Consider the following 21,629-nt stretch of genomic DNA (forward strand, 5'->3'; position numbering starts at 1 on the left):
TCCGCCGCGAACGCCTCCAGGTCCTCCCGGACCCCGGCCATCTCCTCAGGTGTCACGCCATTCCAACGACGCTCGTAGAGCAGCGGACACGCATACACAAATGAAGATGACCAAGCCCTACTAGGGGTCACCGTCCGTTGCGGTCGAGATCGAATGCTGGTGCCTTCGCGGCCGGGCCGACAGGTACCGCTTCGGGTAGGCAAGCTGGTACCACCCACGGCCGCCGACCGCGGGGGATCATGGCGGCATGGACGAGTTTGCGCAGCTGATCCGTGCGTGGCGCAGCAGGGTGCGGCCGGCGGACGTCGGTCTGGCCCCGGGCCTGAACCGGCGTACGCCCGGTCTGCGCCGTGAGGAGCTCGCGCTGACCGCCGGGGTCAGTGTCGACTACATCGTCCGCCTGGAGCAGGGCCGTGCCCGCAACCCCTCCGCTCAGCTGCTGACCTCGCTCGCCAGGGCGCTGCGGCTCAACGACGAGGAGCGCGAGCACCTGTTCCGGGTGGCGGGGGTGGCCCTGCCGTCGGCCGGGCACGTGCCCCGGCACATCACCCCGACCGCCCAGCGGATGGTGGACCGCTTCCGCAATCTCCCGGTCGCCGTCGCCATGCACACCGCCATCTACGAGGTGGTGTTGTGGAACCCGCTCTGGGCCACGCTCTTCGGTGACCCGTCGAGCCAGACCCGCCTGGAGCGCAACGTCGCGTGGCGCTACTTCACCGACAGGGCGCACCCGGTGACGCACACCCCCGAGGACGAGGAAACCTACGCACGGGACCTCGTCGGCCACCTCCGCAAGGCGGTGAGCCGCTACCCGGACGACCCCGACCTGTCCCAGCTGATCACACGACTGACCAGGGTCAGCCCGGAGTTCAGCCGGCGCTGGCGGGAGGGCACGGTCGGCGAGCTCCGCACCAGCCGCAAGACCCTGCACACCGCGCTGGCCGGCGACATCGTCGTGGACTGCGACACCCTCACCGGCGGCCCCGGCGACCAGACGATCGTGATCATGACAGCGGCCCCGGGATCCGAGGACGAACACAAGCTCGACCTGCTGCGCGTCATCGGGCTGCAGCAGCTGCACACCCCGCCGGCGAGACGGCTACCCGCTGGCCCACCCGAGAAGGACCACTCGGTTTGAACCTTACTTGGGGCCGTCCGGCCGAGGTCCTTCGGCTAGAAGGTCCACGATCTTCGGGTGGTGGCAGCCTTTTGGTGCCGCACGCGCTGGTGCTGCGTCCGCTGATCAGTCGGGGCGACTCCAGGAACAGGACATCGTTTTGCGGAGAGCCGTTGTCGAGGATGTAGGCACCGCCGAGGTCGTCGCGGGCTTCCTGCCAGGCGTCACCAGGTGCCTCGTCGATGAGTTGGTCGATGCGCCAGATACCGGCCAGGGACTTGATCTGCTGGGACTTGGGCACCGCCACCAGGTTCCAGCAGCCCGTCGGAGCCGGGCCGGCCGTTGATCGCTGTGCGGTGGACGCCCCCGGCGAGGTCACGTACAGGAGGGCGGAGACCGGCTTTGCCGGGAGCTCGAAGTCCCGGCAATGGAGCGGCACGGGCCCGGGCGGGTCCGTTCTCGGTCAGTGGGCAGGTGGACGGGGTGAGTCGTCCAGTCCGTGGCCTCTAGCAGGGCGTCTTGCATCCGGGCGGGTTTGCTTCACCCGGTCCAGCCGAGGTCGGTGCGGACCCGGACCCGGACCCGGACGCGCCAGTGCCGGGCCTTGCGGCTGTACAGCGGTGCGTTCGGGCACGGGTGATCGGTCACCACGTCGGAGGCGACCTCCCCGCTGGAGCTCGCGTCGGCGATGGAGGCGTCGGCGGGCACTGGATCTCGTGAGTGTGTTGCAGCATGCCCGGCCTGTCGCTCGCCGGTGACCAGGTAAGCCGGGGTGCGGGAAACGGAGTGGCCACGAGACCGGAGTCGTCCGTGGTGTGCAATCGGGTGACCGTCGTGGTGGTGTCCCTCGTACGGAGTGCCTCGAAGCCCGGGGTGGTCATCGCTTCAGGTGCCTCCGGAGGAATCCCAGTGTGGACCGGTGCAGCGTGGTGCCGTGCGGGATGGTGCCCCAGGCGTGGTCCGCACCCTCGATGAGCTGGAGGTCCGTGTTGCCGTGCAAGGCGTGGCCCGGGAAGTCCCAACCGTCACTGGGGACCGGCGTTCGACCCTGTATTCCTCACTGCCGGATCCTGAAGCAGGTACACGCGCCTCGGCCACCCCCGGAAACGGCTGTCCTCGCGAAGCCAGAGCACGGCAGAGAATATGATGATTTCGTCATGTAGGGTGGGTGCATGTCGGAGCAGAGCATCTACCGCCATCTACGTGAGTTCCGTGAAGCCTTCGACCGGCCGGAGCCTCTGGCATGGCCGGAGATCAGCCACGGGCAGTTGCTGATGATGATGAGCCCCAAGAAGCAGCATCAGCTGGTGGCCCATCGCCTGCGGCTCCAACTCGAGCCGCAGCTGGACGCTGATCTGGTGCTGATGGTGGAGACCGACATGGAGGACGCGGCCCTGGGGGTCCTGCGCGTTCCGGACCTGGTGGTGATCGACGAGGAGGAAGCCACCACCGACAGTGACGCGATCGACCCACGCCGTTCGCATCTGGTGATCGAGATCGTGTCACGGTCCAATCCGGCGAACGACTACGAAGGTAAGCTGCGGGACTATCCGGCGATGGGGGTCCCGCATTATGTGATCGTCGATCCCCGCGACGGCAGCGCTGTGCACTACTGGGCGCCCACCCGCCGCAGCGGTGAAACCGCCTACGACAACCGTCAGCACTATCGCTTCGGTGACACGGTCACGGTCGGCAAATGGAAGATCGACACGGCCGGGCTGCCTCGCTACGCTGCGGATCGCGGACAGTGAACGACGCCGCACGACTGGTGCGTTCCTGGCGCAGCCAGCGAGGCATATCGCAGGCTCGGCTCGCCGAACTGGCTGGCACGGGGCAGGCCGCGATCTCCCGGATCGAGTCCGGAACGGACCTGCCCACACTGGCTCTGCTGGAGCGGATCGCCGTGGCGCTAGGCTGTCGGCTGACGCTCACCTTCACCGCCCGTGAGGAGTAGGTGCACACGCTGGCAGGCCGCCACCGCCCGGCTCGCCTTGTGCGGGTCATCGGCTGCCCAGACGGCACGGTCGGGGCTGTAAGGCATTCGGGTCTGCCCGTGCCGAACGGGCGCAGTGCCCGGGTGATGCGCCGGGTAGTGAACTTCACGGGGGCACCCTCTTGCTGTCCTCAGCTGCTGACTTGAGAGCTTCAGCTGTTCCCGTGCGCCTTCTGCACACCGGCCAGGCGCCGCACACGGGTCTGCCGCAGCCCATCGGTGCCGGGCGCAGCCCTGTCTTCCTGCCCGCCGCCCGGTTTGGCCGCCTCTTGGCCGCCAGTGGATCGGACGGTTACTGAACCCAGTGCAGGCATCTTCGGCTCTGCGGGCACGGCAGGCCTCGCGCGGGCAGGTCTCCGGGCCCGTTACAGTTCCGTATTTCCGGCGCTTTTGGGCTTTCGCGGATGTCGCGGGCGTATGTCTGGAGCCCTTTTGGGTGGACTTTCGTTGTTTCGGGGGTGGGAATCTGCAGCTGGCGGATTCAACCGGTCGTCGCAACACCTTGATTTCGGAGGTGTTCATGATGGCTACGGAGGACTGGAGTCGGAAGACCGGCGATGTGCCCGAGGGGCTTCGGCGGCAGTGGCGTGCCGATCGGGCGCTGAGGCCGGCGATGCGCTCGCCTGGCCGGCCTGATCCGTCGCGGGTGGTGCAGCGGCAGTTCTGGCGGCTGATCGCCACGGGCGTCACGACGGCTGAGGCATCGCTGGCGGTCGGGGTTTCGGTGCCGGTCGGCTCTCGGTGGTTTCGTCACGCTGGCGGCATGCCGCCGATCTCTCTGGCCGAGCCCACCGGCCGCTACCTGTCCTTCGAGGAGCGCGAGGAGATCGCGATTCTGCGTGCCCAGGACAAGAGCGTGCGAGAGATCGCCCGCGCGATCGGACGTGATCCGGGGACGATCTCGCGCGAGTTGCGCCGCAACGCCGCCACCCGCAGCGGGAAGCAGGAGTATCGGGCCACGGTCGCTCAGTGGAAGGCTCAGCAGGCCGCGAAGCGCCCGAAGGCGGCCAAGCTCGCGGGCAACGACAGGTTGCGTGAATACGTGCAGGAACGGCTCGCCGGCAGTGTCCGTCGTCCCGACGGCTCGATTGTCACCGGGCCCAAGACGCCCGCGTGGAAGGGGCTGAACAAGCCGCACCGGCAGGACAGAAGATGGGCGATGGCATGGAGCCCGGAACAGATCTCGCAGCGGCTTCGCGTCGATTTCCCCGATGATGAGTCCATGCGCATCAGCCACAAGCGATCTACCAGGCGCTGTTCATCGAGGGCCGCGGTGCGCTCAAACGGGAGCTGGTCGCGTGTCTGCGGACCGGCCGGGCGTTGCGTACTCCCCGCGCACGGTCGCAGAACAGGCCGCAAGGGCATGTCACCGAGGACGTCGTCCTCAGCCAACGCCCCGCCGAGGCCGCGGACCGCGCGGTCCCCGGACACTGGGAAGGCGATCTGATCATCGGGACCGGCCGCTCCGCGATCGGCACGCTCGTCGAGCGCAGCAGCCGCTCCACACTCCTGGTGCACCTGCCCCGGCTCGAAGGCTGGGGCGAGAATCCGCCGGTGAAGAACGGCACCTCACTCGGGGGCTACGGCGCGATCGCGATGAACGCGGCGCTCACCACATCGATGGCACAGCTGCCCGAGCAGCTGCGCAAGACCCTGACCTGGGACCGGGGCAAGGAACTCTCCGGCCATGCCCAGTTCGCCCTCGATACCGGGACGAAGGTGTTCTTCACCGATCCGCACTCGCCCTGGCAGCGCCCTACGAACGAGAACACGAACGGGCTGCTGCGTCAGTACTTCCGACTTGTATTGGGGTAGCGGTGTTCGTGATCGGGTTGGTGTCGGCGTACAAGTGAACGTGGCTCTGGCAAGATTTTCGTGGACGGAGATCATCTGGGTGCCGTGGTCGGCCGGTCCGCGTAACGGGCAGCCTTTGGGTGTGCTCTGTTGAACTGCCCTACCTGTTACCGCACTTGGCGGGCGTGTCGGTTCTTTCGGTCGACGGCTCCGGGCCTGTGGTGGTTGTGCGGGCACGTACGCGGTCGCTTGCCCCCGCGCCGTGTACGGGCTGCGGGACACCGAGCGGGTGGTGTCACAGCCGCTACGTCAGACGGCTCGGCGATGCGTCTCTGGGCGGCCGCCCGGTGCTGATCGAGCTGAGCGTGCGCCGTCTGTACTGCGAGAACGCCGCTTGCGGGAAGGTGACGTTCGCCGAGCAGGTACCGGGCCTGACCGTGCGTTACCAGCGGCGCACGCCGTTGCTGCAGCGTGTGATTGAGGCGGCGGGGGTGCTGCTAGCGGGCCGGGGTAGGGCCCGGATGCTACGGGTCCTGAACGTCAGGCTGTCGCGGTGCACCGTCCTGTCGCAGCTGATGCGGATGCCGCTGCCGCCCCTCGTCATTCCCCGGGTGCTGGGTGTGGACGACTTCGCGCTCTACGGCGATACCTACGGGACGCTCCTGGTCGATGCCACCACCCGTCTCCCCCTGACGCTCTGGGAGGGACGGGATGCCGAACAGCTCAGCCGCTGGCTCCGTGAGCATTCCGGCGTCGAGATCGTCTGCCGCGACGGCTCGCGGACCTACCGGCAGGGCATCACCGCATGCGCCCCCGATGCCGTGCAGGTCAGCGACCGCTTCCACATGTGGCAGGGGCTGTCACGCCGCGTCCAGGACATCGCTTCCGCCCACCGAGGTTGTCTGCCCGCAGCCCTCCCGCCGGCCGGAGAGGCCGATCCGGCACCGGACGAAGAGACCACCGGGGACGCTGCGGCGGACACACGAGCCGGGCGGCACGCCAGGAGACTGTTCGAGGCTGTGCACGCTCTGACCGGATCCGGTTGGAGCTACAGCGCCGTGACCCGGGAGCTCGGCCTGGACCGCCGGACAGTGCGCAAGTATGCCCGCGCCCGCACCTGGCAGGAGGTCGTGCGCCGCCCACCCCGCAAGCCCTTCACCCTGGATCCCTACCGCGACTACCTGCAACAACGCTGGGACGAGGGCGAACACAACGCGATGGTCCTCCATCAGGAACTCCGCACCAAGGGCTACCTCGGGCACTACCAGCGCGTGAAGATGGCCATCGCACCCCTGCGACGCGGGCTGCCGCTCGACCAGCCCCGCGCCCGCCGTCCCCACGCGAGACCGCACGCTGGATCACCACCCACCCGGACCGCCGCGGCCTACACGTCAACCACGGCCTGCACCGGCTCCTCGAGCACTGTCCGGAACTCAAGCACGCCCACGACTTGGTCCGCCGGTTCGCCGCCATGCTCGACAACCGTGACACCGCACCCCTGCCGTCCTGGCTCGACGAGCTCTCCCGCAGCGGACTGTCACCACTTGCCGGCATCGCCGCAGCCCTGCGCGAAGACCTGCACGCCGTCGCCCAGGGGATCTCCACCACCCACAACTCCGGGGTCAACGAAGGCCGCATCACCGACGTCAAACTCCAAAAACGCCTGATGGCAGGACGCGCCGGCGTTCCGCTCCTGCGCCACCGCGTCGTCCTGATCGCCCACCTCCGCCGCCGTTACGCGGACCGGCCGACCACGGCACCCAGATGATCTCCGTCTACGAAAATCTTGCCAGAGCCGTGAACGTGGCCCTGGCAAGATTTCCGTGAAGTAGGGGTGTGCCACCGTGCGCCGGTGATGCTCCGTCACGGGTGACGGCATTGTCAGCGAGTGTGATGACCTCGTACAGATCTTGTCTCCGCACCTGGATGCGGTGCTGGTGGAACGGGTGTGGTCGGCGGGCGGCGTGGTTCGCATCTCCGCCCGCACCCGGGAGTTGATGGTGGTGTGTCCGGACTGCGGTCGCGAGTCGGAACGGGTGCACAGTCGGTATCTCCGCACGTTGGCCGACGTCGCTGTCGGTGGCCGCCCGGTGCTGATCGGACTGTCGGTGCGGCGGTTGTTCTGCGACAGCCCGAACTGCACTCGGCGGACATTCGCCGAGCAGGTCAAGGGGCTAACGGCGCGCTACCAGCGACGCAGCCCGCTGCTGCAGCACCTGGTCGAGATGGCTGGTGTGTTGCTCGCCGGCCGCGGCGGCGCCCGGCTGCTGCACATCCTGGACGCGCCCTGTCGCGGACGAGCGTGCTGTTCCACTTGATGCGCATGCGGCTGCCGCCGGCCGCGACACCGCGAGTGCTGGGCGTGGACGACTTCGCCCTGTACGCGGATGTCTACGGCACGCTGCTCGTGGATGCCGACACGCGGCTGCCGATCGACTTGTGGGCCGGGCGCGATGCCGAGCAACTGGCCGCCTGGCTGCGCATGCATCCTGGCGTGCAGGTGGTGTGCCGGGACGGCTCGCTCACCTACCGGCAGGGCATCACCGCCGGCGCCCCGGACGCGGTGCAGGTCAGTGATCGCTTCCACCTCTGGCAAGGGCTTTCGAAACGGGTCTCGGACATCGCCGCCGCCCATCGCGGCTGTCTGTCCGCCGCAGTGCCTGACGCCGAACCGGCCTCACCACCGTCCGCAGAACGGCCCGAGGCGGCCGATACTCCCGCTCGGCGCCACGCCAAGCGGCTGTTCGAGGCGGTGCACGCGGTCTCCGGCTCCGGCCGCTCGCTCAGCGCCATCGCCCGCGAACTGGGGCTGAACCGACGCACGGTGGCCAAGTACGCACGAGCAACCTCCTGGCAGGAATGCGTACGACGCACTCCGCCCCGCCCGTCGACGAGCCTCGATCCGTATCTGGAGTACCTGCGGCAGCGCTGGGAGGAAGGCGAGCACACCGCGACGGTGCTGCACCAGGAGATCGTCGCCAAGGGCTACTGCGGCCACTATCAGCGGGTCAAAATGGCCATCGCACCGCTACGTCGCGGGCTGCCGATCGACACACCGCGCGAGCGGCCACCCTCACCCCGCCAGGCCGCACGGTGGATCACCACCACACCGTCCCGGCGCGGCCTGCACGCAGCCGAGGCACTCCGCAGACTGTTCGAGCACTGCCCGGAGTTGGACCGAACCCACGACCTGGTACGGCAGTTCGCGGCCATGCTCGACGCCCGCGATGCCGCCCCGCTGGCCGGCTGGCTCGACCAACTCGCCGCCGCCCAACTTGCCGCACTGGCCAGCCTGGCCAAAGCCATGCGCGAAGACCAGCCCGCAGTCGTGCAGGGCATCACCACCCCGTTCAACTCCGGCGTCAACGAAGGCCGCATCACCGACCTGAAGCTCCAGAAACGGATCACGGCCGGACGCGCGGGAGTCCCGCTGCTCCGCCACCGAGTCATCCTCATGGCCCTGCTCCGACGCCGCTACCCGTGACGGAGCGTCACCGGCGCACGGTGGCACACCCCTACTTCACGGAAATCTTGCCAGGGCCGTGAACGTCCCCACCCGCGTACGGATGAAAAGGGACAGTTGCTGATGCGTTGAGACCTGTTGCTCGGCACTCTGCTGCTTGGTCAGTGAGAGGCGGCGGAAGGCGGTCGACGGTGGTCCTGGATCCGCATCGTTGGTTGGAATCGCGTCGCTTCCGGAGCCTGTTGGAGTCCGGGGCGATGAGCCTGTCGGAGGTGGCCCGGGAGACCGGGCTGGCCCGGAAGACGGTCCGCAAGTATCTGTCGGCACCGGGGCCGGCGACCCCGCCACGGCGGTCGCCGAACGGCCGGTCGAAGGCGAGGGTGATCGACGAGTTCGCACCGCTGGTCGACTCGATGCTGCGGGCCGAGATTCTGATGAAAGCGGCGGTGATCCACGGGCGGCTGGTGGCGGAGTACGGGTTCACCGGCAGCTACCAACGCGTCAAGCTCTACGTCCAGGAAGCCCGGCCTCGCATCGCCGAGGAGCTCGGGATCACCCCGAAGGAACTCGCTGGCATGCACCGCCGGTTCGAGGTGGTCCCCGGCGCCCAGGCCCAGGTCGACTGGGGCGACGAGGGCAAGATCCTCGCCCACATGGGGATCCCGAAGGTCTACTCGTTCCACATGACGCTGTCGTACTCGCGCGACCCGTTCTGCTGCTTCACCACCAGCCAGGACCTGCAGACGTTCTTCGACTGCCACCGCCGGGCCTTCGCCCACTTCGGTGGCGTCCCGATGACGATTGTCTACGACCGCACGAAGACCGTCGTCCGCCGCCACGTCGCTCCGGGCGAGGCGGTCCCGCTGCATCCGGAAGCGGTCGGGTTCGCTGGCCACTACGACTTCGACATCGATGTCCTGGCCGCCTACCGGCCCACCGGCAAAGGACGCGTCGAACGCCAAGTCCTCATAGTCCGTGACCACGTCCTGTCCGGCCGGTCCTTCTCCTCCATCGAGGAGATGGACGCCGCCTTCGCCGCCTGGGTGCCGCAGCGGCGGGCTCAGGCCCACAGGACTCAACAGCAGGTCATCGGAGAGCGGGCGGCCCGCGACCACATCGCACTTAAACCGCTGCCGGAGATGCCGTATCTAGTGCTGTGACCGCGTTGGTTCGCCGGGTCGGCGGTCGTGGCGGTTGGATGTGTGGTGACATCCGATCCGACCGCTGGAGGCACGGTGGCCGAGCCTGTGCGTGTGCGCAGACTGACCGACCAGGAGGGGCAGAAGCTGCAGCAGATCGTGCGCCGGGGCAGCACCAGCACGGTGCGTTACCGGCGGGCGATGATGCTGCTGGCCTCGGCCGGAGGAAACCGGGTGCCGGTGATCGCCCAGCTGGTGCAGGCCGACGAGGACACCGTCCGGGACGTGATCCATCGCTTCAACGAGATCGGCCTGGCCTGCCTGGACCCTCAATGGGCGGGAGGCCGTCCCCGCCAACTCAGCAATGACGACGAGGACTTCGTCATCGCGACGGCCACCACCCGCCCGGTCAAGCTCGGCCAGCCCTTCACCCGCTGGTCACTGCGCAAGCTGGTCGCCTACCTGCGGAAAGTCCACGGCCGGGTGATCCGCATCGGCCGCGAGGCGTTACGGTGCCTGCTCGCCCGCCGCGGCATCACCTTCCAGCGCACCAAGACCTGGAAGGAGTCCCCGGACCCCGAGCGTGACGCCAAGCTCGACCGCATCGAGCACGTCCTGGACCGCTTCCCGGACCGGGTCTTCGTCTTCGACGAGTTCGGCCCGCTCGGAATCCGGCCCACCGGCGGCAGCTGCTGGGCCAGCAGACCCGGCCCGACCGGGTGCCGGCCACCTACCACCGCACCCATGGAGTCCGGTACTTCCACGGCTGCTACTCGGTGGGCGACGACACGTTATGGGGCGTGAACCGCCGCAAGAAGGGCGCCGTGAGCACGCTGGCCGCGCTCAAATCGATCCGCGCCGCCCGCCCGGACGGCGCCCCGATCTACGTGATCCTGGACAACCTGTCCGCCCACAAGGGCACCGACATACGCCGCTGGGCGAAGAAGCACAAGGTCGAGCTGTGCTTCACCCCGACCTACGCCTCCTGGGCGAACCCGATCGAGGCCCACTTCGGGTCACTGCGGCAATTCACCATCGCCAACTCGAACTACCCCAACCACACCGTCCAGACCAGGGCCCTGCACGCCTACCTGCGCTGGCGCAACGCCAACGCCCGCCACCGCGACGTCCTGGCCGCCGAACGCAAGGAACGCGCCCGCATCCGCAGCGAGAAGGGCATCCGCTGGGGCGGACGCCCCCTCACCACCGCAGCCTGACCAACCCGGCGAACCAACGCGGTCACAGCAATAGCGGGACGGCCACGCGCTGCCGCCCGTCTCGCTGCGATTCGGCTCTCCCTACGACACCGACGCGCACTACTGCGTTAAACGGGACACCACCTGGAGCGGATACCGCACGCACTTCACGGAAACCTGCGACGAAGAACGCCCCGAACTGGTCGTCCATGTCGCCACCACCATCTCCACCGTCCAGGACATCGAGCTGACCCACAGAATCGACGATGAGCTCGCCGAGCGGCAGTTGCTGCCCGCCGAGCCCATCGTCGATTCCGGCTACATCTCCCCGGCCCGTATCGAATGGGCCCGGCAGGTGCAGGGCACCACCCTGCTCGGTCCAGTCGTCGCCGACCAAAGCAGCCAGGCCAAGACCCATGCGGGCTTGGACAAGGCGGCCTTCACATCGACTGGGACAACGAGCAGGCGCTCTGCCCACGCGGAGCCACGAGTGTGCCCTGGACCGAGCTGAGAATGAGCCTCTTCAGAACGGCAACCGATCGGGTGACGCCGGAAGCAACGGCCGGCATCAGCACGGCGGCAATCTCCCTGCTCGGGAGCGTCGTCAACACCTGCCACGACATCACCCTCACGAGGCACTACTGAAGAAGCTCATTACCTTCTCCGGCCTTCACGGCCATGTTCCGGTGTACTCGGACGGTAAAGAGAGGGGGCTGACGGTCCTGCCTGCGGAGAGTTTTGCCTCCCTTCGATGTTCAGCAACCCGAGGCTCCGCAGCGACGGCAAGTTGGGCCTAGTCGGTAGCAGTGTCGATCTCTGCTCGAGTGCTGACTCGCTGAACGCTGAACCGTGCGAGGCTGGCGGCACTGCCGCCGAGTAAGCGGCGCAAGCCGCGACACCACTCACCGGGACAGGCTCCCCATAGGGCGCGGGCTCCTCGAACGGCCCCGAAGGTCTATGCGCCCCAGTTGGTGCAGGCACTGCATATCCTGCAGACGGTGCGTAGTGTGCCGTGTTCATCTCATGCGCCCCCGCCCGAAGGCTGCGGACGCGGAGAGTGTCAGGGGCCAACCCCACCCGGCCAGCCTCGTTCTGGACCACGCGGAAACCCTTTTCCCGTAGAGCCGCCTGCAGCAGCGGACCCAGTTCCGTATGCACTGTCCCATCGCTCCTGACAAGGGAATCCCTCAGATGCTTCCCCAAGGAATTGGATGGCACTGGCAGAACAGGTCGCCCCTGATACGCCGCGAAAACGTAATTCCGCACCTCAGCTGCCCATTTGGCGTCACTGGCAGACTTTTGAAGGGAACCGCTCCGGAGTGTTCCGGTAGCAAGCCCCTTCTTGCTTCGGGTCCAGTCGTCGGCAAGGACGAATCCCTTCTCCTCCAAAGCCTCTTGCGCTCGCGGACCCAGCGCAGTCACCAGAGTCCCGTCCTCTTTGACGATCGACCTGTTCAGACGCTGCGCCAGGGGATGGGATAACGGCGGCAGCACAGGTTGCCCCTCATGCTTCTTAAAATCATTGCCCCGCACTGCTGCGGCCAACTCTTCATCTGTGTAAGCCATCAAAACTCCTCGAGTAGCACGCGAACACCATCCCCCGCTCTCCCTTCTCTACGTACGTGCACGTCGGTAGGACCAGATCGAGGCCGGGGCGTGAAACAGGACACGACGAGCAAGGAGCTCGTCGCCACCGGCCGGCGCCGTGTCCTCCGTCCCGCCCGCCACTGGCCCTGTCCAGCGTCTACGAACCGGCGTCTATAACGTAAGGGTTCCGGCTGATTATTCACTTTCACTTTGTAATTCTTGACGGCCCGCCCGGCTTTTTCCATTGAACCTTACACCCCGATATGTCAAACGTTTTGGCTACTACTTCCACTCAGTCCCCACCAGTAGCCCGTACTGGCATGTATTCTCTCCTTGACCGCGAAAACGACGCGCCTTCTATAACGTGTGCTGCGATTCGTTGGTTCAACAGTCGCGTGAGGAAGTAGTGGAACAGTGCGTGACATCCCGCTGTCCTGATATTCCGTGATTACGACATGAAAGACCTAACCGTCCATGTAGATCGTCGTGGCAGGCGCTGCAGGCCGCCATTGCCTTGGGAGAAGTATATTCGAATCCATACAAAAGCGACTGCAGGACGAAACTCTGATCAACTACTCCCTTGCCGTCGGCGGAGGCTCCCTTTTTCGGCCCTCACCCGGCAACAGATGCTCGAAATGGCGACCTGACAACGGGTACCGGTTCGTGTCCCTCGTCGTTGTTGGGGATCAGTTGAAGAGCGTGTTCGGGGTGTTGGATAGTGCGGGGGGGGGGGAGGTGCGATCCGCGTGCCGTCCGCGTCCGTGATCCTCGCCTGGCGAGGCCTCCGATGCGCCAGATGCTCCACTCGTCGCATCGGCACCATCGTCCAAGCCGATCACACGCTCATGTCCTGAACGTATAGGGGAAGGAGCACGTCCGAACATGTTCACGGCCATCGCCGTCAACATCGAGTGCCTCAGCCTAGTCTCGCTGGTTGAGGAAGCCCCCCCCGCCCCGCCAGCCGGCTGCCTTCCAGAACTACCTCGACCAGCGCCAGATTCCTCGCCCGAAGCCTTAGACGTCATCTCATTTGGTGAGTCTGCGGTAGCAGATGAGGGTGCATGCGAGGCTCGTGAAGGCGAGGAAGTGCTCAGCCTTGCGCTCGTAGCGACGATGGAGGCGACGGCATCCAGCGAGCCAGGCCATCGTGCGCTCGATGGTCCAGCGGTGTCGGCCGAGCCGCTGCGAGGTCTCGACTCCCTTGCGCGCTATGCGGTGCCGGATACCCCGCTGGGATAACCATCGCCGCAGGTGGGAGTAGTCGTAACCCTTGTCGGCGTGGAGCTTTCCCGGTCTGCGCCGTCGGCGTCCGCGCCGGGAGCGGATCGGCGGTATGCCCTTCACCAGCGGGATCAACGCCTGGCTGTCGTGCAGGTTCGCCCCCGAGATTCCGACGGACAGGGGCAGACCGGTCCGCTCCGTAATCAGATGGATCTTCGACCCGTACTTGCCCCGGTCGACAGGATTCGGACCTGTCAGGTCCCCCTTTTCAGGGCCCGCATGTTCACCGAGTCGATCGCGCAGCGGGACCAGTCCAGCTCGCCGCGGGCGCCGAGTTCGTCGAGGACCAGACGGTGGAGCTTGGCCCACACCCTGGCCTTCGTCCACTCGGCGAAGCGCCGATGGGCCGTCGCTCCCGACGGCCCGAACGACGCGGACGGCAACTGCTGCCACGTGCAGCCCGACGTTGCCACGAACACGATGGCAGCCAGCACCTCCCGGTCGCCGTGCCGCCGCCGGCCGCCGCCCTGAGGCCGCGACGGAGCCTCCGGGACCACTCGCTGGAACAGCTCCCACAACTCATCCGGCACCAGCCGCTCCACGATCGAAACCACGACCGACAGCCTACCGAGCCAAATGATATGACGTCTTAGCGAACCCTGAGGAGTTGACCCCGCCGACATCAAGATCCCCGACTGTGAGGATGGGGCGGCACCGCTCGAGGGTCTGACCCGATCCCCGATTGACGCTTCGGCTGTCCTCACTCTGAATCGTCGACCTTCCGGGCGGTGCCACCCGCGTGTACCGGTCGGCGATCGTGACCTCATAGAAGCGTGACGCACGTGCTCCCATCACAGTCGTGTCCGTCCGCCGGCCGGTGCGCGCGAGCCAACTCGCCCCGCACGGAAGGAACCCGGCCGCCATGTCACAGCCCATCGAGGTGATCGGCGGGATCGACACCCACACCGACGTTCACCAGGCCGCCGTCATCGACACCATCGGCCGGCACCTGGCCACCGAGGCCCTCCCCACAACACCTGCCGGCTACCGGGACCTGCTGGACTGGCTGCACTCCCACGGCCGGGTGCTGGTCGTGGGCATGGAGGGCACCGGTTCCTTCGGCGCCGAACTCGGCCGCTACCTCCGAGCCAACCAGATCACCGTCATCGAGGTGGACCGACCCGACCGTCGGGCTCGCCGAGCGGCAGGGAAGTCGGACTCCATCGACGCCTACGCCACCGCGGTACTCACTGCCCGCGCCACCAGCACACCGAAGCACCGCGACGGCGCGGTCGAGGCAATCCGCGGACTGCGCGTCGTACGCGCCAGTGCCGTCAAGGCCCGCACGCAGACCATCAACCAGATCAAATCGCTGGTCATCACCGCACCCGCTGAGGTCCGCGAAGCACTCCGCTCACTGACCACCACCGAGCTGGTCCGACGGCTGGCCGCCAGCCGCCCGGGCACCGATCTGGCCGGCCCGGCCACCGCCGTCAGACTGGCCCTCTAGCTGTATTGCCTCGTGAGGTTGGGGACGCGGCTGGCGGGTGGTTGGCCCTTGAGCGCGGTGTGTCCGCGGTGGTGATTGTAGGTGTGCAGCCAGTCGGGGAACGCTGCGCGTCGTTCCTGCTCTGACCGATAGGGCTTTGCGTAGGCCCATTCATCGAGCAGGGTGCGGTTGAAGCGTTCGACCTTGCCGTTTGTCTGCGGTCGGTAGGGCCGGGTTCGCTTGTGGGTGACTCCGGCCGCCGCCAGCGTGTCGCGCCAGTCGCGTGAGCGGTAGCAGGAGCCGTTGTCGGTCAGGACCCGCTCGACGGTGATCCCGGCCTGGGTGAAAAAGGTGTGGGCGCGGGTCCAGAAGCCGGTGGCGGTCTCCTTCTTCTCGTTTGCGTGGATCTGGCTGTAGGCCAGGCGGGAGTGGTCGTCGACGGCGGTGTGCAGGTAGCTGTACCCGGCGTTCGAGCGGTTCTTGCGGCCCTCTTGCCGGCCGAGGGTCTTGTGGCCGCCGCCGTCGGGGATGTTGCCGAGTTTCTTGATGTCGACGTGGACGAGTTCGCCGGGGCGGTTGCGTTCGTAGCGTCGTATGACGCGGCCGGTGGCCCGGTCCAGATGGGCGAGGCGGGCCAGGCCGTAGCGGGTCAGGACGCGGTGCACGGTGGAGGGCACCAGGTGCAGCAGGTGCGCGATGCGGGCCGGGCCCCACCGGCGCAGGACGCGGACCTTGATGATCCGGCGTTCGGTGCGGGTCGGGGTGCGGCGCGGGCTGGTGTCCGGGCGGGAGGAACGGTCGGACATCCCGCTCTCGCCGAACCGCCGGTAGCGCTCGGCCCATCGCCGGGCGGTGGTGGGCGAGACCTGGAAGCGCTCGGCGGCCCGGCGCAGGGGCCAGCCCTCCTCGACGACGCAGTGGGCCAGGCGCAGGCGTCCGGTCTCGGTCAGGGGTGCATTACGGTGGACCACGAGGGCCTTTCTGGTCGGTGTAGACGTCGCAATCCACACCGAACCGGAAGGCCCTCACCCGTTCAAGATCCCTCAACCGAGACCTGGCTCACCCGTCCACAACCTCCCGGGACAGAACAGCTAGGCCGTACGACAGCCCGAGCACACCGCGCACCGGTAGCAGCGCCCCGCGGTGAACCCGTCACCGACGAACAGGGTCAGTGTGCTGCGGGACGCGCTACCGGCCAATCTCTGCGCGCGGGTGGGTCACGTGTCGACGCTCCCAGCACGCCAGGCACCGGCAGCGACGCCCGCTCGGTCGCGTTCCGTTGCTCAGGGTCAGTCGCGCGGGTGTGCCAAGGCGTACGACACTCCGAGCGCGCCGTGTGCCAGCAGCAGCGTCCCCGCGGTGAGCCAGCCGCCGCTGCGGTGCCGTAGGCCCCAGGCGGCCAGCGGGAGGCCCGCCGTCATCTGGGCCAGGGCGAGGGCGAGGGCCTTCGGGTCGCCGGACCAGGGGAGCCAGGGCGTGAGACGGCGGCCCGCGACCGCTTCGAGGCCGCCACGGACCGTGTCCTGCGGGCCCTCCCACAGCACCGGACGGGCGTCCGGGCGGTCCCGGACCGCGTCCCGGAGGCGGTCGGCCGGTTCGCCGGGAGCGAGGCCGGCGGGGAGGTCCAGGCCCGCGCGCGTGAGGACCGCGAGGAGGCCGCGCAGGCGGGCGGGGGCGTCGGCGGCGGGGTCCGGTTTCGTGAGGTGGTCGAGGGACTGGACGTCCAGGACCGGGTCGAGGGCCAGCCGGGCCGCGAAGGTGCGCATGGCCTCGTCCTGGCCGGCCGGGGTGCCGTTGGCGAGCCAGACGTAGCCGACGGGGCGGCGGAACCCAGAGGCGAGGGTGTAGCCGCCGCGGTCGGCGTCCCACCACAGGGCGAGGACGGGCCAGGGAGCGCCTACGGCCAGGGCGGTGGCCCAGCCGGTCATGACCCGGTCGACAGGCTCCTCACCACGCCGCCACGGCCCGCCCTCCGGTACGAGGACGGTCCACCCCTCCCCCGCGCGCGTGAGCAGCATCCGCTCGCGCAGCAGCCTGGCGGCGGGGGCGACGGAATCCGGCTCGGCCCGGCAGAGCAGCAGCGCGCCGGGGGCCGGGGCGGTGCGACCGGCACGGGAGGTGGCTTCCGTCGACATGGTCACACGCTAGGTCGATTCGTGGTGTTTGGTCATATTTTCGACGTCCGCATCCCTGGAAAGAGTGCCTTGACTTTCGACGCCCACGATATATCGTGAATTGCAGGAGACGCGATATGGCGCGTTGGTACGGGGAGGTCTGCACCATGCCCGAGTGGTCCGTCACGGAGCCCAGGAAGCTCACCTTCGACGAGCCCGTCCGCGAACTCCACGTACGCACCGTCAACGGCACGGTGAACGTGGTGGGCACGGAGGAGGGTTCCGCCCGCCTGGAGGTGTCCCAGATCGAGGGACCGCCTCTGCTCGTCACCCAGGAGGGCGGCACCCTCACGGTGGCCTACGAGGACCTGCCCTGGAAGGGCTTCCTCAAGTGGCTCGACCGCAAGGGCTGGCGGCGCAGCGCGGTCGTCTCACTGGCCGTTCCGGCCGACACCCGCGTCGAGGTGGGCGTGGTCAGCGCCGCGGCCGTGGTGTCGGGGCTGCGCGGCCCGTCCGTGGTGAAGGGGGTCAACGGCGACACCACCCTCGTCGGCCTCTCCGGCACCGTCCGCGCCGACACCGTCTCGGGAAATCTGGAGGCCCAGGCCGTCACCGGCGACCTCCGCTTCAACTCGGTCTCCGGGGATCTCACCGTCGTGGAGGGCTCCGGCCCCTCCGTGCGGGCCGACTCGGTCAGCGGCTCGATGATCGTGGACCTGGATCCGGAGGGCCCCACCGACGTCCGGCTGACCAGCGTCTCGGGTGAGATAGCCATCCGGCTCCCCCAGCCCGCCGACGCGGACATCGAGGCCAACACCGCGAGCGGCACGATCTCCAACGCCTTCGACGGTCTGCGCGTGCGCGGCCAGTGGGGCGCCCACAAGGTCACCGGCCGTCTCGGCGCCGGCACCGGCAAGCTCCGGGCGACCACCGTCTCCGGCTCCATCGCCCTCCTGCGCCGCCCGCCCCGGGAGGACGAGGAGGAGCCGTGGGAGACGGACCTCTTCACGAAGGAAAGCGACACGGGCGCCGGACCGACCGACACCGCCGACCCGGTGGACGGCGAGCACGGCGTCCCGGGGGACAATTCCGTTTCCGGCCCGGCCGACGGCTCCCCCTCCACGGACGATCCGACGGACGACCCAGTGGACGCCCCCAAGGACGCCCCCTCGGACGACCCGACCCGAGGCCCGGCCGACGGCACGACCGACAAGAAGGTGCTCTGACATGCCCCCCGTCTTCGCCCACGGCCGCCTCCGCCTCTACCTTCTGAAGCTGCTCGACGAGGCCCCACGACATGGCTACGAGGTGATCCGGCTCCTGGAGGAGCGCTTCCAGGGCCTCTACGCCCCCTCGGCGGGCACCGTCTACCCCCGGCTGGCCAAGCTGGAGGCGGAGGGCCTGGTCACCCACACCACCGAGGGCGGCCGCAAGGTGTACGCCATCACGGACGCGGGCCGCGCCGAGTTGGCCGACCGCAGCGGTGAACTGGCCGACCTGGAGCTGGAGATCCGCGAGTCGGTCGCCGAACTCGCCGCCGAGATCCGTGCCGATGTGCGCGGAGCGGCGGGCGACCTGAGGCGCGAGATGCGGGCGGCGGCCACCGAGGCCCGACGCGGCGGTGGCACCAGGGGCGACACCGGTGCACAGGAGAGCCCCTTCGGGGACTTCACGGAGTTCACCGACAAGGAGGCGTGGCGTGCCGCCAAGGAGGAGATGCGCCGCGTCAAGCAGGAGTGGAAGGAGCAGGCCCGGCGCGCCAAGGACGAGAGCCGCCGCGCCCGCGAGGAGGCCCAGCGGGCCCGCCGCCAGGCCAAGGAGGCCCAGGACCGGGCCCGCGAGCAGGCGCAGGAGGAGGTGCAGCGGATCGCCCGGCGGGTGCAGGAGCAGGTCCAGGACCACTTCGCGCGCGGCGACTGGCCGACGGGGGTGCGTGAGGGACTGACCGAACTGGCCAAGGAGTTCGGCGAGTTCGGGAAGGACTACGGCAAGGAGTTCGGGAAGGACTTCGGCTTCGGCCGCGGCGGCGCGAAGTCCGAGAAGGCCCAGGGGACGCCGACCGGCCCCCAGTACTCGCACACCCCGGAGGACTTCCCCGCCGGGTACGAACCGACATGGGCCCACGAGGATCCCAGCGGGGACCCCGCCCGCGACCTGGACCGGCTGCTCGACCGCTTCCGCGACGACATCCGCGACGCGGCCCGCGACCACGGCGTCACGGCCGAGCAGTTCCGCGACGCCCGCCGCCACCTGTCGACGGCGGCGGCCCACATAGGAGCACTGCTGCGGGCGCCGAAGGCGTGAGCCGGCCGGCCCGCTCCGGCAGGACGACGGCCACCGGCCCCCGCCGGCCGGGGCAGTCGTCCCGCGGGCACGGTCGTCCCACCGGAGCGGCGCCCCTCGCCGAGCAGCCCTCACTGCGCAGCCCTGACTTGAGCGGCGAGCAGCCCTGACTTGGGCAGCCTCGCTCAGCCGGCCTTCGCCTCGCCGCTCCCGCCGTGGAGGACGCGCGTCACCGACTCATGGGTCACCCCGTGATCGGCGAGCACCTCCGCGGGCACCCCCGGCCTGACCGTCATCGCCAGCAGTAGGTGCTCGTCGCCGATATGACGGTCCCGCCGGGCCACGGCGATACGCAGTGCCTTCTCCAGGATCTCCTTGGCGTCCCGCCCGAAGGGCCGCCGCCCGGACCGCCACCCCCTGCCCTTCCGGTCACCGGACATCGCTCCGACCCCGTGCACCTCCTCCACCCGGGCGACGATCTCCGAGACGTCGATGCCGAACCCGGCCAGCGCCTCGGCGTCCGCCTGGGACAGTCCGGCCCGGCGCCGCGCCTCGCCGAGCGCCTCGCGTACGGCATCCCTGCGCTCGTCGAGCCCGAGGGCGGTCAGGGCGAAGGAGGCCCGGCTGCCCTCCCGGTCCAGCAGGGCGAGGAGCAGGTGCTCGGCGGCCACGGATCCCGCCCCCGCTCGCTCGGCATGGTCAACGGCGCCCACGACCACGGCCCGGGCGTCCTTCGTGAACCGCTCGAACATCAATGCCTCCCGTACTTCTTGTGCACGGCCTGCCTGCTCACTCCGAGTTCCGCGGCGATCTCCTGCCACGACCAGCCCTGGTTGCGCGCACTGCGCACCTGCACCGACTCCAGCTGTTCGAGCAGCCGGCGCAGTGCGGCGACGGCACGCAGGCCGACCCGGGGGTCGCGATCGCCGGCGCGCTCGGCGAGGTCCGTTGCTTCCGTCATGCCGTCAACTTACGTTGACATGGTCGGCTCGTCAACCATGGTTGACAAACGTCGGCGGCCGATCCGTGTCCGGACCGGCCGCCGAGGGAGAAGGGGGAGGAAGGGATCAGCCGTTCGTGAGCACTACCTTTCCGAACTGCTCACCGGACTGCACCCGCTCGAAGCCCTCACGGGCGCGGTCCATGGGCAGCACCTCGTCGATGACGGGCCGCACCCCCGTGGCCGCGCAGAAGGCCAGCAGGTCCTCCAGCTCGTCCTTGGTGCCCATGGTCGAGCCCACGACCTTGAGTTCCAGGAAGAAGATCCGGGTCAGTTCGGCGTGCGAGGGGCGGTCACCGCTCGTGGCACCGGAGATGACCAGGGTGCCGCCGGGCTTGAGGGACTTCACGGAGTGCGACCAGGTGGCCGCACCGACCGTCTCGATGACGGCGTCCACCCGCTGCGGCAGCCGCGCGCCCGACTCCACGGCCTCCACGGCGCCCAGTTCCAGCGCGCGCTTGCGCTTGGCCTCGTCCCGGCTGGTGGCGAAGACCCGCAGTCCCGCGGCCTTCCCGAGCACGATCGCGGCCGTGGCGACACCGCCGCCGGCGCCCTGCACCAGCACGGAGTCACCGGGGCGGACCCCGGCATTCGTGAACAGCATCCGGTACGCCGTCAGCCAGGCGGTGGGCAGACAGGCGGCCTCCGCGAAGGAGAGTTCCTTCGGCTTGGGCAGGACGTTCCAGGTCGGTACGGTCACCTGCTCGGCGAACGTTCCCTGGTAGCGCTCGGTGAGGATGGACCGCGGCTCCTTGGGGCCGACCCCGTGCCCGCTCTGCCCGATGACGGAGTGCAGGACGACCTCGTTGCCGTCCTCGTCGACACCGGCGGCGTCACAGCCGAGGATCATCGGGAGTTTGTCCTCCGCGAGGCCGACGCCGCGCAGGGACCAGAGGTCATGGTGGTTCAGGGAAGCGGCCCTGACGTCGACGACGCTCCAACCCGGGCGGGCTTCGGGGGCCGGGCGCTCCCCCAACTCCAGTCCCGAGAGCGGGTTGTCGCGGTCGATTCGGGCGGCGTAGACAGCGAACATGACCTTGACGATAGGTGCCGTCGGCGACGCGGGGAACGGGGGCGCGTTGTGACACATGCCCTCTTGCGAAACGGTGCGCCCATGGGGGTGCCGGGTTCGGTCGTGGGGCAGGTGCGGGTCCGTCGTGGCCGGTCGCGCAGTTCCCCGCGCCCCTGGGGCGGTCGTGTGTAAGCAGGTGCGGACGCGTACGCCCCCACCGG

18 protein-coding genes and 3 pseudogenes are annotated in these 21,629 nt (G+C 68.7%); 13 read left to right on the forward strand and 8 right to left on the reverse strand.

The genetic code is table 11. From position 1 onward, the window contains the following. Positions 1-247 precede the first annotated feature (247 nt). Complete coding sequence (locus EHS43_RS12850) at positions 248-1,138, forward strand: helix-turn-helix domain-containing protein (RefSeq protein ID WP_125190871.1); 891 nt, start codon at positions 248-250, stop codon at positions 1,136-1,138. Positions 1,139-1,657: 519 nt separating this feature from the next. On the opposite strand, the gene EHS43_RS46410 is transcribed toward EHS43_RS12850, so the two are convergent. Continuing rightward, positions 1,658-1,825, reverse strand: a complete 168-nt coding sequence (locus EHS43_RS46410; protein WP_185806231.1) for a hypothetical protein — start codon at positions 1,823-1,825, stop codon at positions 1,658-1,660. A 464-nt stretch (positions 1,826-2,289) separates the two neighbouring features. On the opposite strand from EHS43_RS46410, the gene EHS43_RS12865 reads away from it, so the two are divergent. From EHS43_RS12865 to EHS43_RS12900, 8 genes and pseudogenes are all read left to right on the forward strand, one after another. Beyond that, complete coding sequence (locus EHS43_RS12865; protein WP_125190875.1) at positions 2,290-2,868, forward strand: Uma2 family endonuclease; 579 nt, start codon at positions 2,290-2,292, stop codon at positions 2,866-2,868. Beyond that, positions 2,865-3,071 (forward strand): helix-turn-helix domain-containing protein, encoded by a 207-nt coding sequence (locus tag EHS43_RS12870; RefSeq protein ID WP_125190877.1) that lies wholly within the window; start codon positions 2,865-2,867, stop codon positions 3,069-3,071. The genes EHS43_RS12865 and EHS43_RS12870 overlap by 4 nt, the downstream gene beginning before the upstream one ends. 802 nt (positions 3,072-3,873) lie before the next feature. Further along, positions 3,874-4,907 (forward strand): annotated as a pseudogene (locus EHS43_RS12875) (IS30 family transposase); the annotation flags it as partial. 224 nt (positions 4,908-5,131) lie between these two features. Continuing rightward, positions 5,132-6,571 (forward strand): ISL3 family transposase, encoded by a 1,440-nt coding sequence (locus tag EHS43_RS12880; protein ID WP_260470510.1) that lies wholly within the window; start codon positions 5,132-5,134, stop codon positions 6,569-6,571. A gap of 243 nt (positions 6,572-6,814) precedes the next feature. Next, a complete protein-coding gene (locus tag EHS43_RS47650) occupies positions 6,815-7,222 on the forward strand; it encodes a transposase family protein (RefSeq protein ID WP_125190879.1) in 408 nt (135 codons plus the stop codon). Positions 7,223-7,227: 5 nt separating this feature from the next. Beyond that, positions 7,228-8,388 (forward strand): ISL3 family transposase, encoded by a 1,161-nt coding sequence (locus EHS43_RS12890; protein WP_125190893.1) that lies wholly within the window; start codon positions 7,228-7,230, stop codon positions 8,386-8,388. Positions 8,389-8,558: 170 nt separating this feature from the next. Continuing rightward, positions 8,559-9,521: pseudogene (gene istA / locus EHS43_RS12895) on the forward strand (IS21 family transposase); the annotation flags it as partial. 81 nt (positions 9,522-9,602) lie between these two features. After that, a pseudogene (locus EHS43_RS12900) lies at positions 9,603-10,723 on the forward strand (IS630 family transposase). Positions 10,724-10,745: 22 nt separating this feature from the next. On the opposite strand, the gene EHS43_RS12905 reads toward EHS43_RS12900, so the two are convergent. Further along, on the reverse strand, positions 10,746-11,120 hold the full coding sequence (locus EHS43_RS12905; RefSeq protein WP_125190881.1) for a hypothetical protein: 375 nt from the start codon (positions 11,118-11,120) through the stop codon (positions 10,746-10,748). A 95-nt stretch (positions 11,121-11,215) separates the two neighbouring features. On the opposite strand from EHS43_RS12905, the gene EHS43_RS47655 reads away from it, so the two are divergent. Beyond that, on the forward strand, positions 11,216-11,347 hold the full coding sequence (locus EHS43_RS47655; protein ID WP_260470508.1) for a hypothetical protein: 132 nt from the start codon (positions 11,216-11,218) through the stop codon (positions 11,345-11,347). Between the two features lie 1,968 nt (positions 11,348-13,315). On the opposite strand, the gene EHS43_RS12910 is transcribed toward EHS43_RS47655, so the two are convergent. After that, a protein-coding gene (locus EHS43_RS12910) for an IS5 family transposase (RefSeq protein ID WP_260470511.1) occupies positions 13,316-14,112 on the reverse strand; the annotation gives its coding sequence in 2 pieces (ribosomal slippage) (positions 13,316-13,777 and positions 13,780-14,112; 795 coding nt in all). A gap of 320 nt (positions 14,113-14,432) precedes the next feature. Here EHS43_RS12910 and EHS43_RS12915 point away from each other — a divergent pair. Then, complete coding sequence (locus tag EHS43_RS12915) at positions 14,433-15,020, forward strand: transposase (RefSeq protein WP_260470509.1); 588 nt, start codon at positions 14,433-14,435, stop codon at positions 15,018-15,020. On the opposite strand, the gene EHS43_RS12920 is transcribed toward EHS43_RS12915, so the two are convergent. Next, positions 15,017-15,970, reverse strand: coding sequence for an IS481 family transposase (locus EHS43_RS12920; RefSeq protein ID WP_125190883.1), 954 nt, complete (start codon positions 15,968-15,970; stop codon positions 15,017-15,019). The two genes, EHS43_RS12915 and EHS43_RS12920, sit on opposite strands and share 4 nt — an antisense overlap. Before the next feature lie 318 nt (positions 15,971-16,288). Next, on the reverse strand, positions 16,289-17,134 hold the full coding sequence (locus EHS43_RS12925) for a hypothetical protein (RefSeq protein WP_125190885.1): 846 nt from the start codon (positions 17,132-17,134) through the stop codon (positions 16,289-16,291). Positions 17,135-17,280: 146 nt separating this feature from the next. Here EHS43_RS12925 and EHS43_RS12930 point away from each other — a divergent pair, with 146 nt between their 5' ends. Then, complete coding sequence (locus EHS43_RS12930) at positions 17,281-18,339, forward strand: DUF4097 family beta strand repeat-containing protein (protein WP_125190897.1); 1,059 nt, start codon at positions 17,281-17,283, stop codon at positions 18,337-18,339. A gap of 1 nt (position 18,340) precedes the next feature. Continuing rightward, the gene (locus EHS43_RS12935; protein WP_125190887.1) at positions 18,341-19,417 is read left to right on the forward strand and encodes a PadR family transcriptional regulator; all 1,077 of its coding nucleotides are present in this window, start codon (positions 18,341-18,343) and stop codon (positions 19,415-19,417) included. A gap of 164 nt (positions 19,418-19,581) precedes the next feature. On the opposite strand, the gene EHS43_RS12940 is transcribed toward EHS43_RS12935, so the two are convergent. The 3 genes from EHS43_RS12940 to EHS43_RS12950 form a co-directional block, all read right to left on the reverse strand. After that, positions 19,582-20,148 (reverse strand): Clp protease N-terminal domain-containing protein, encoded by a 567-nt coding sequence (locus tag EHS43_RS12940; RefSeq protein WP_125190889.1) that lies wholly within the window; start codon positions 20,146-20,148, stop codon positions 19,582-19,584. After that, positions 20,148-20,357, reverse strand: coding sequence for an HTH domain-containing protein (locus EHS43_RS12945; RefSeq protein ID WP_007384656.1), 210 nt, complete (start codon positions 20,355-20,357; stop codon positions 20,148-20,150). Before EHS43_RS12945 ends, EHS43_RS12940 begins: the two co-directional genes overlap by 1 nt. 106 nt (positions 20,358-20,463) lie before the next feature. Beyond that, positions 20,464-21,429: a zinc-binding dehydrogenase gene (locus EHS43_RS12950; RefSeq protein WP_125190891.1), complete on the reverse strand. Its 966-nt coding sequence runs from the start codon at positions 21,427-21,429 to the stop codon at positions 20,464-20,466. Positions 21,430-21,629: the final 200 nt, after the last annotated feature.

The sequence above is a fragment of the Streptomyces sp. RP5T genome, assembly GCF_003933965.1.
In the GTDB taxonomy this organism is placed as follows: domain Bacteria; phylum Actinomycetota; class Actinomycetes; order Streptomycetales; family Streptomycetaceae; genus Streptomyces.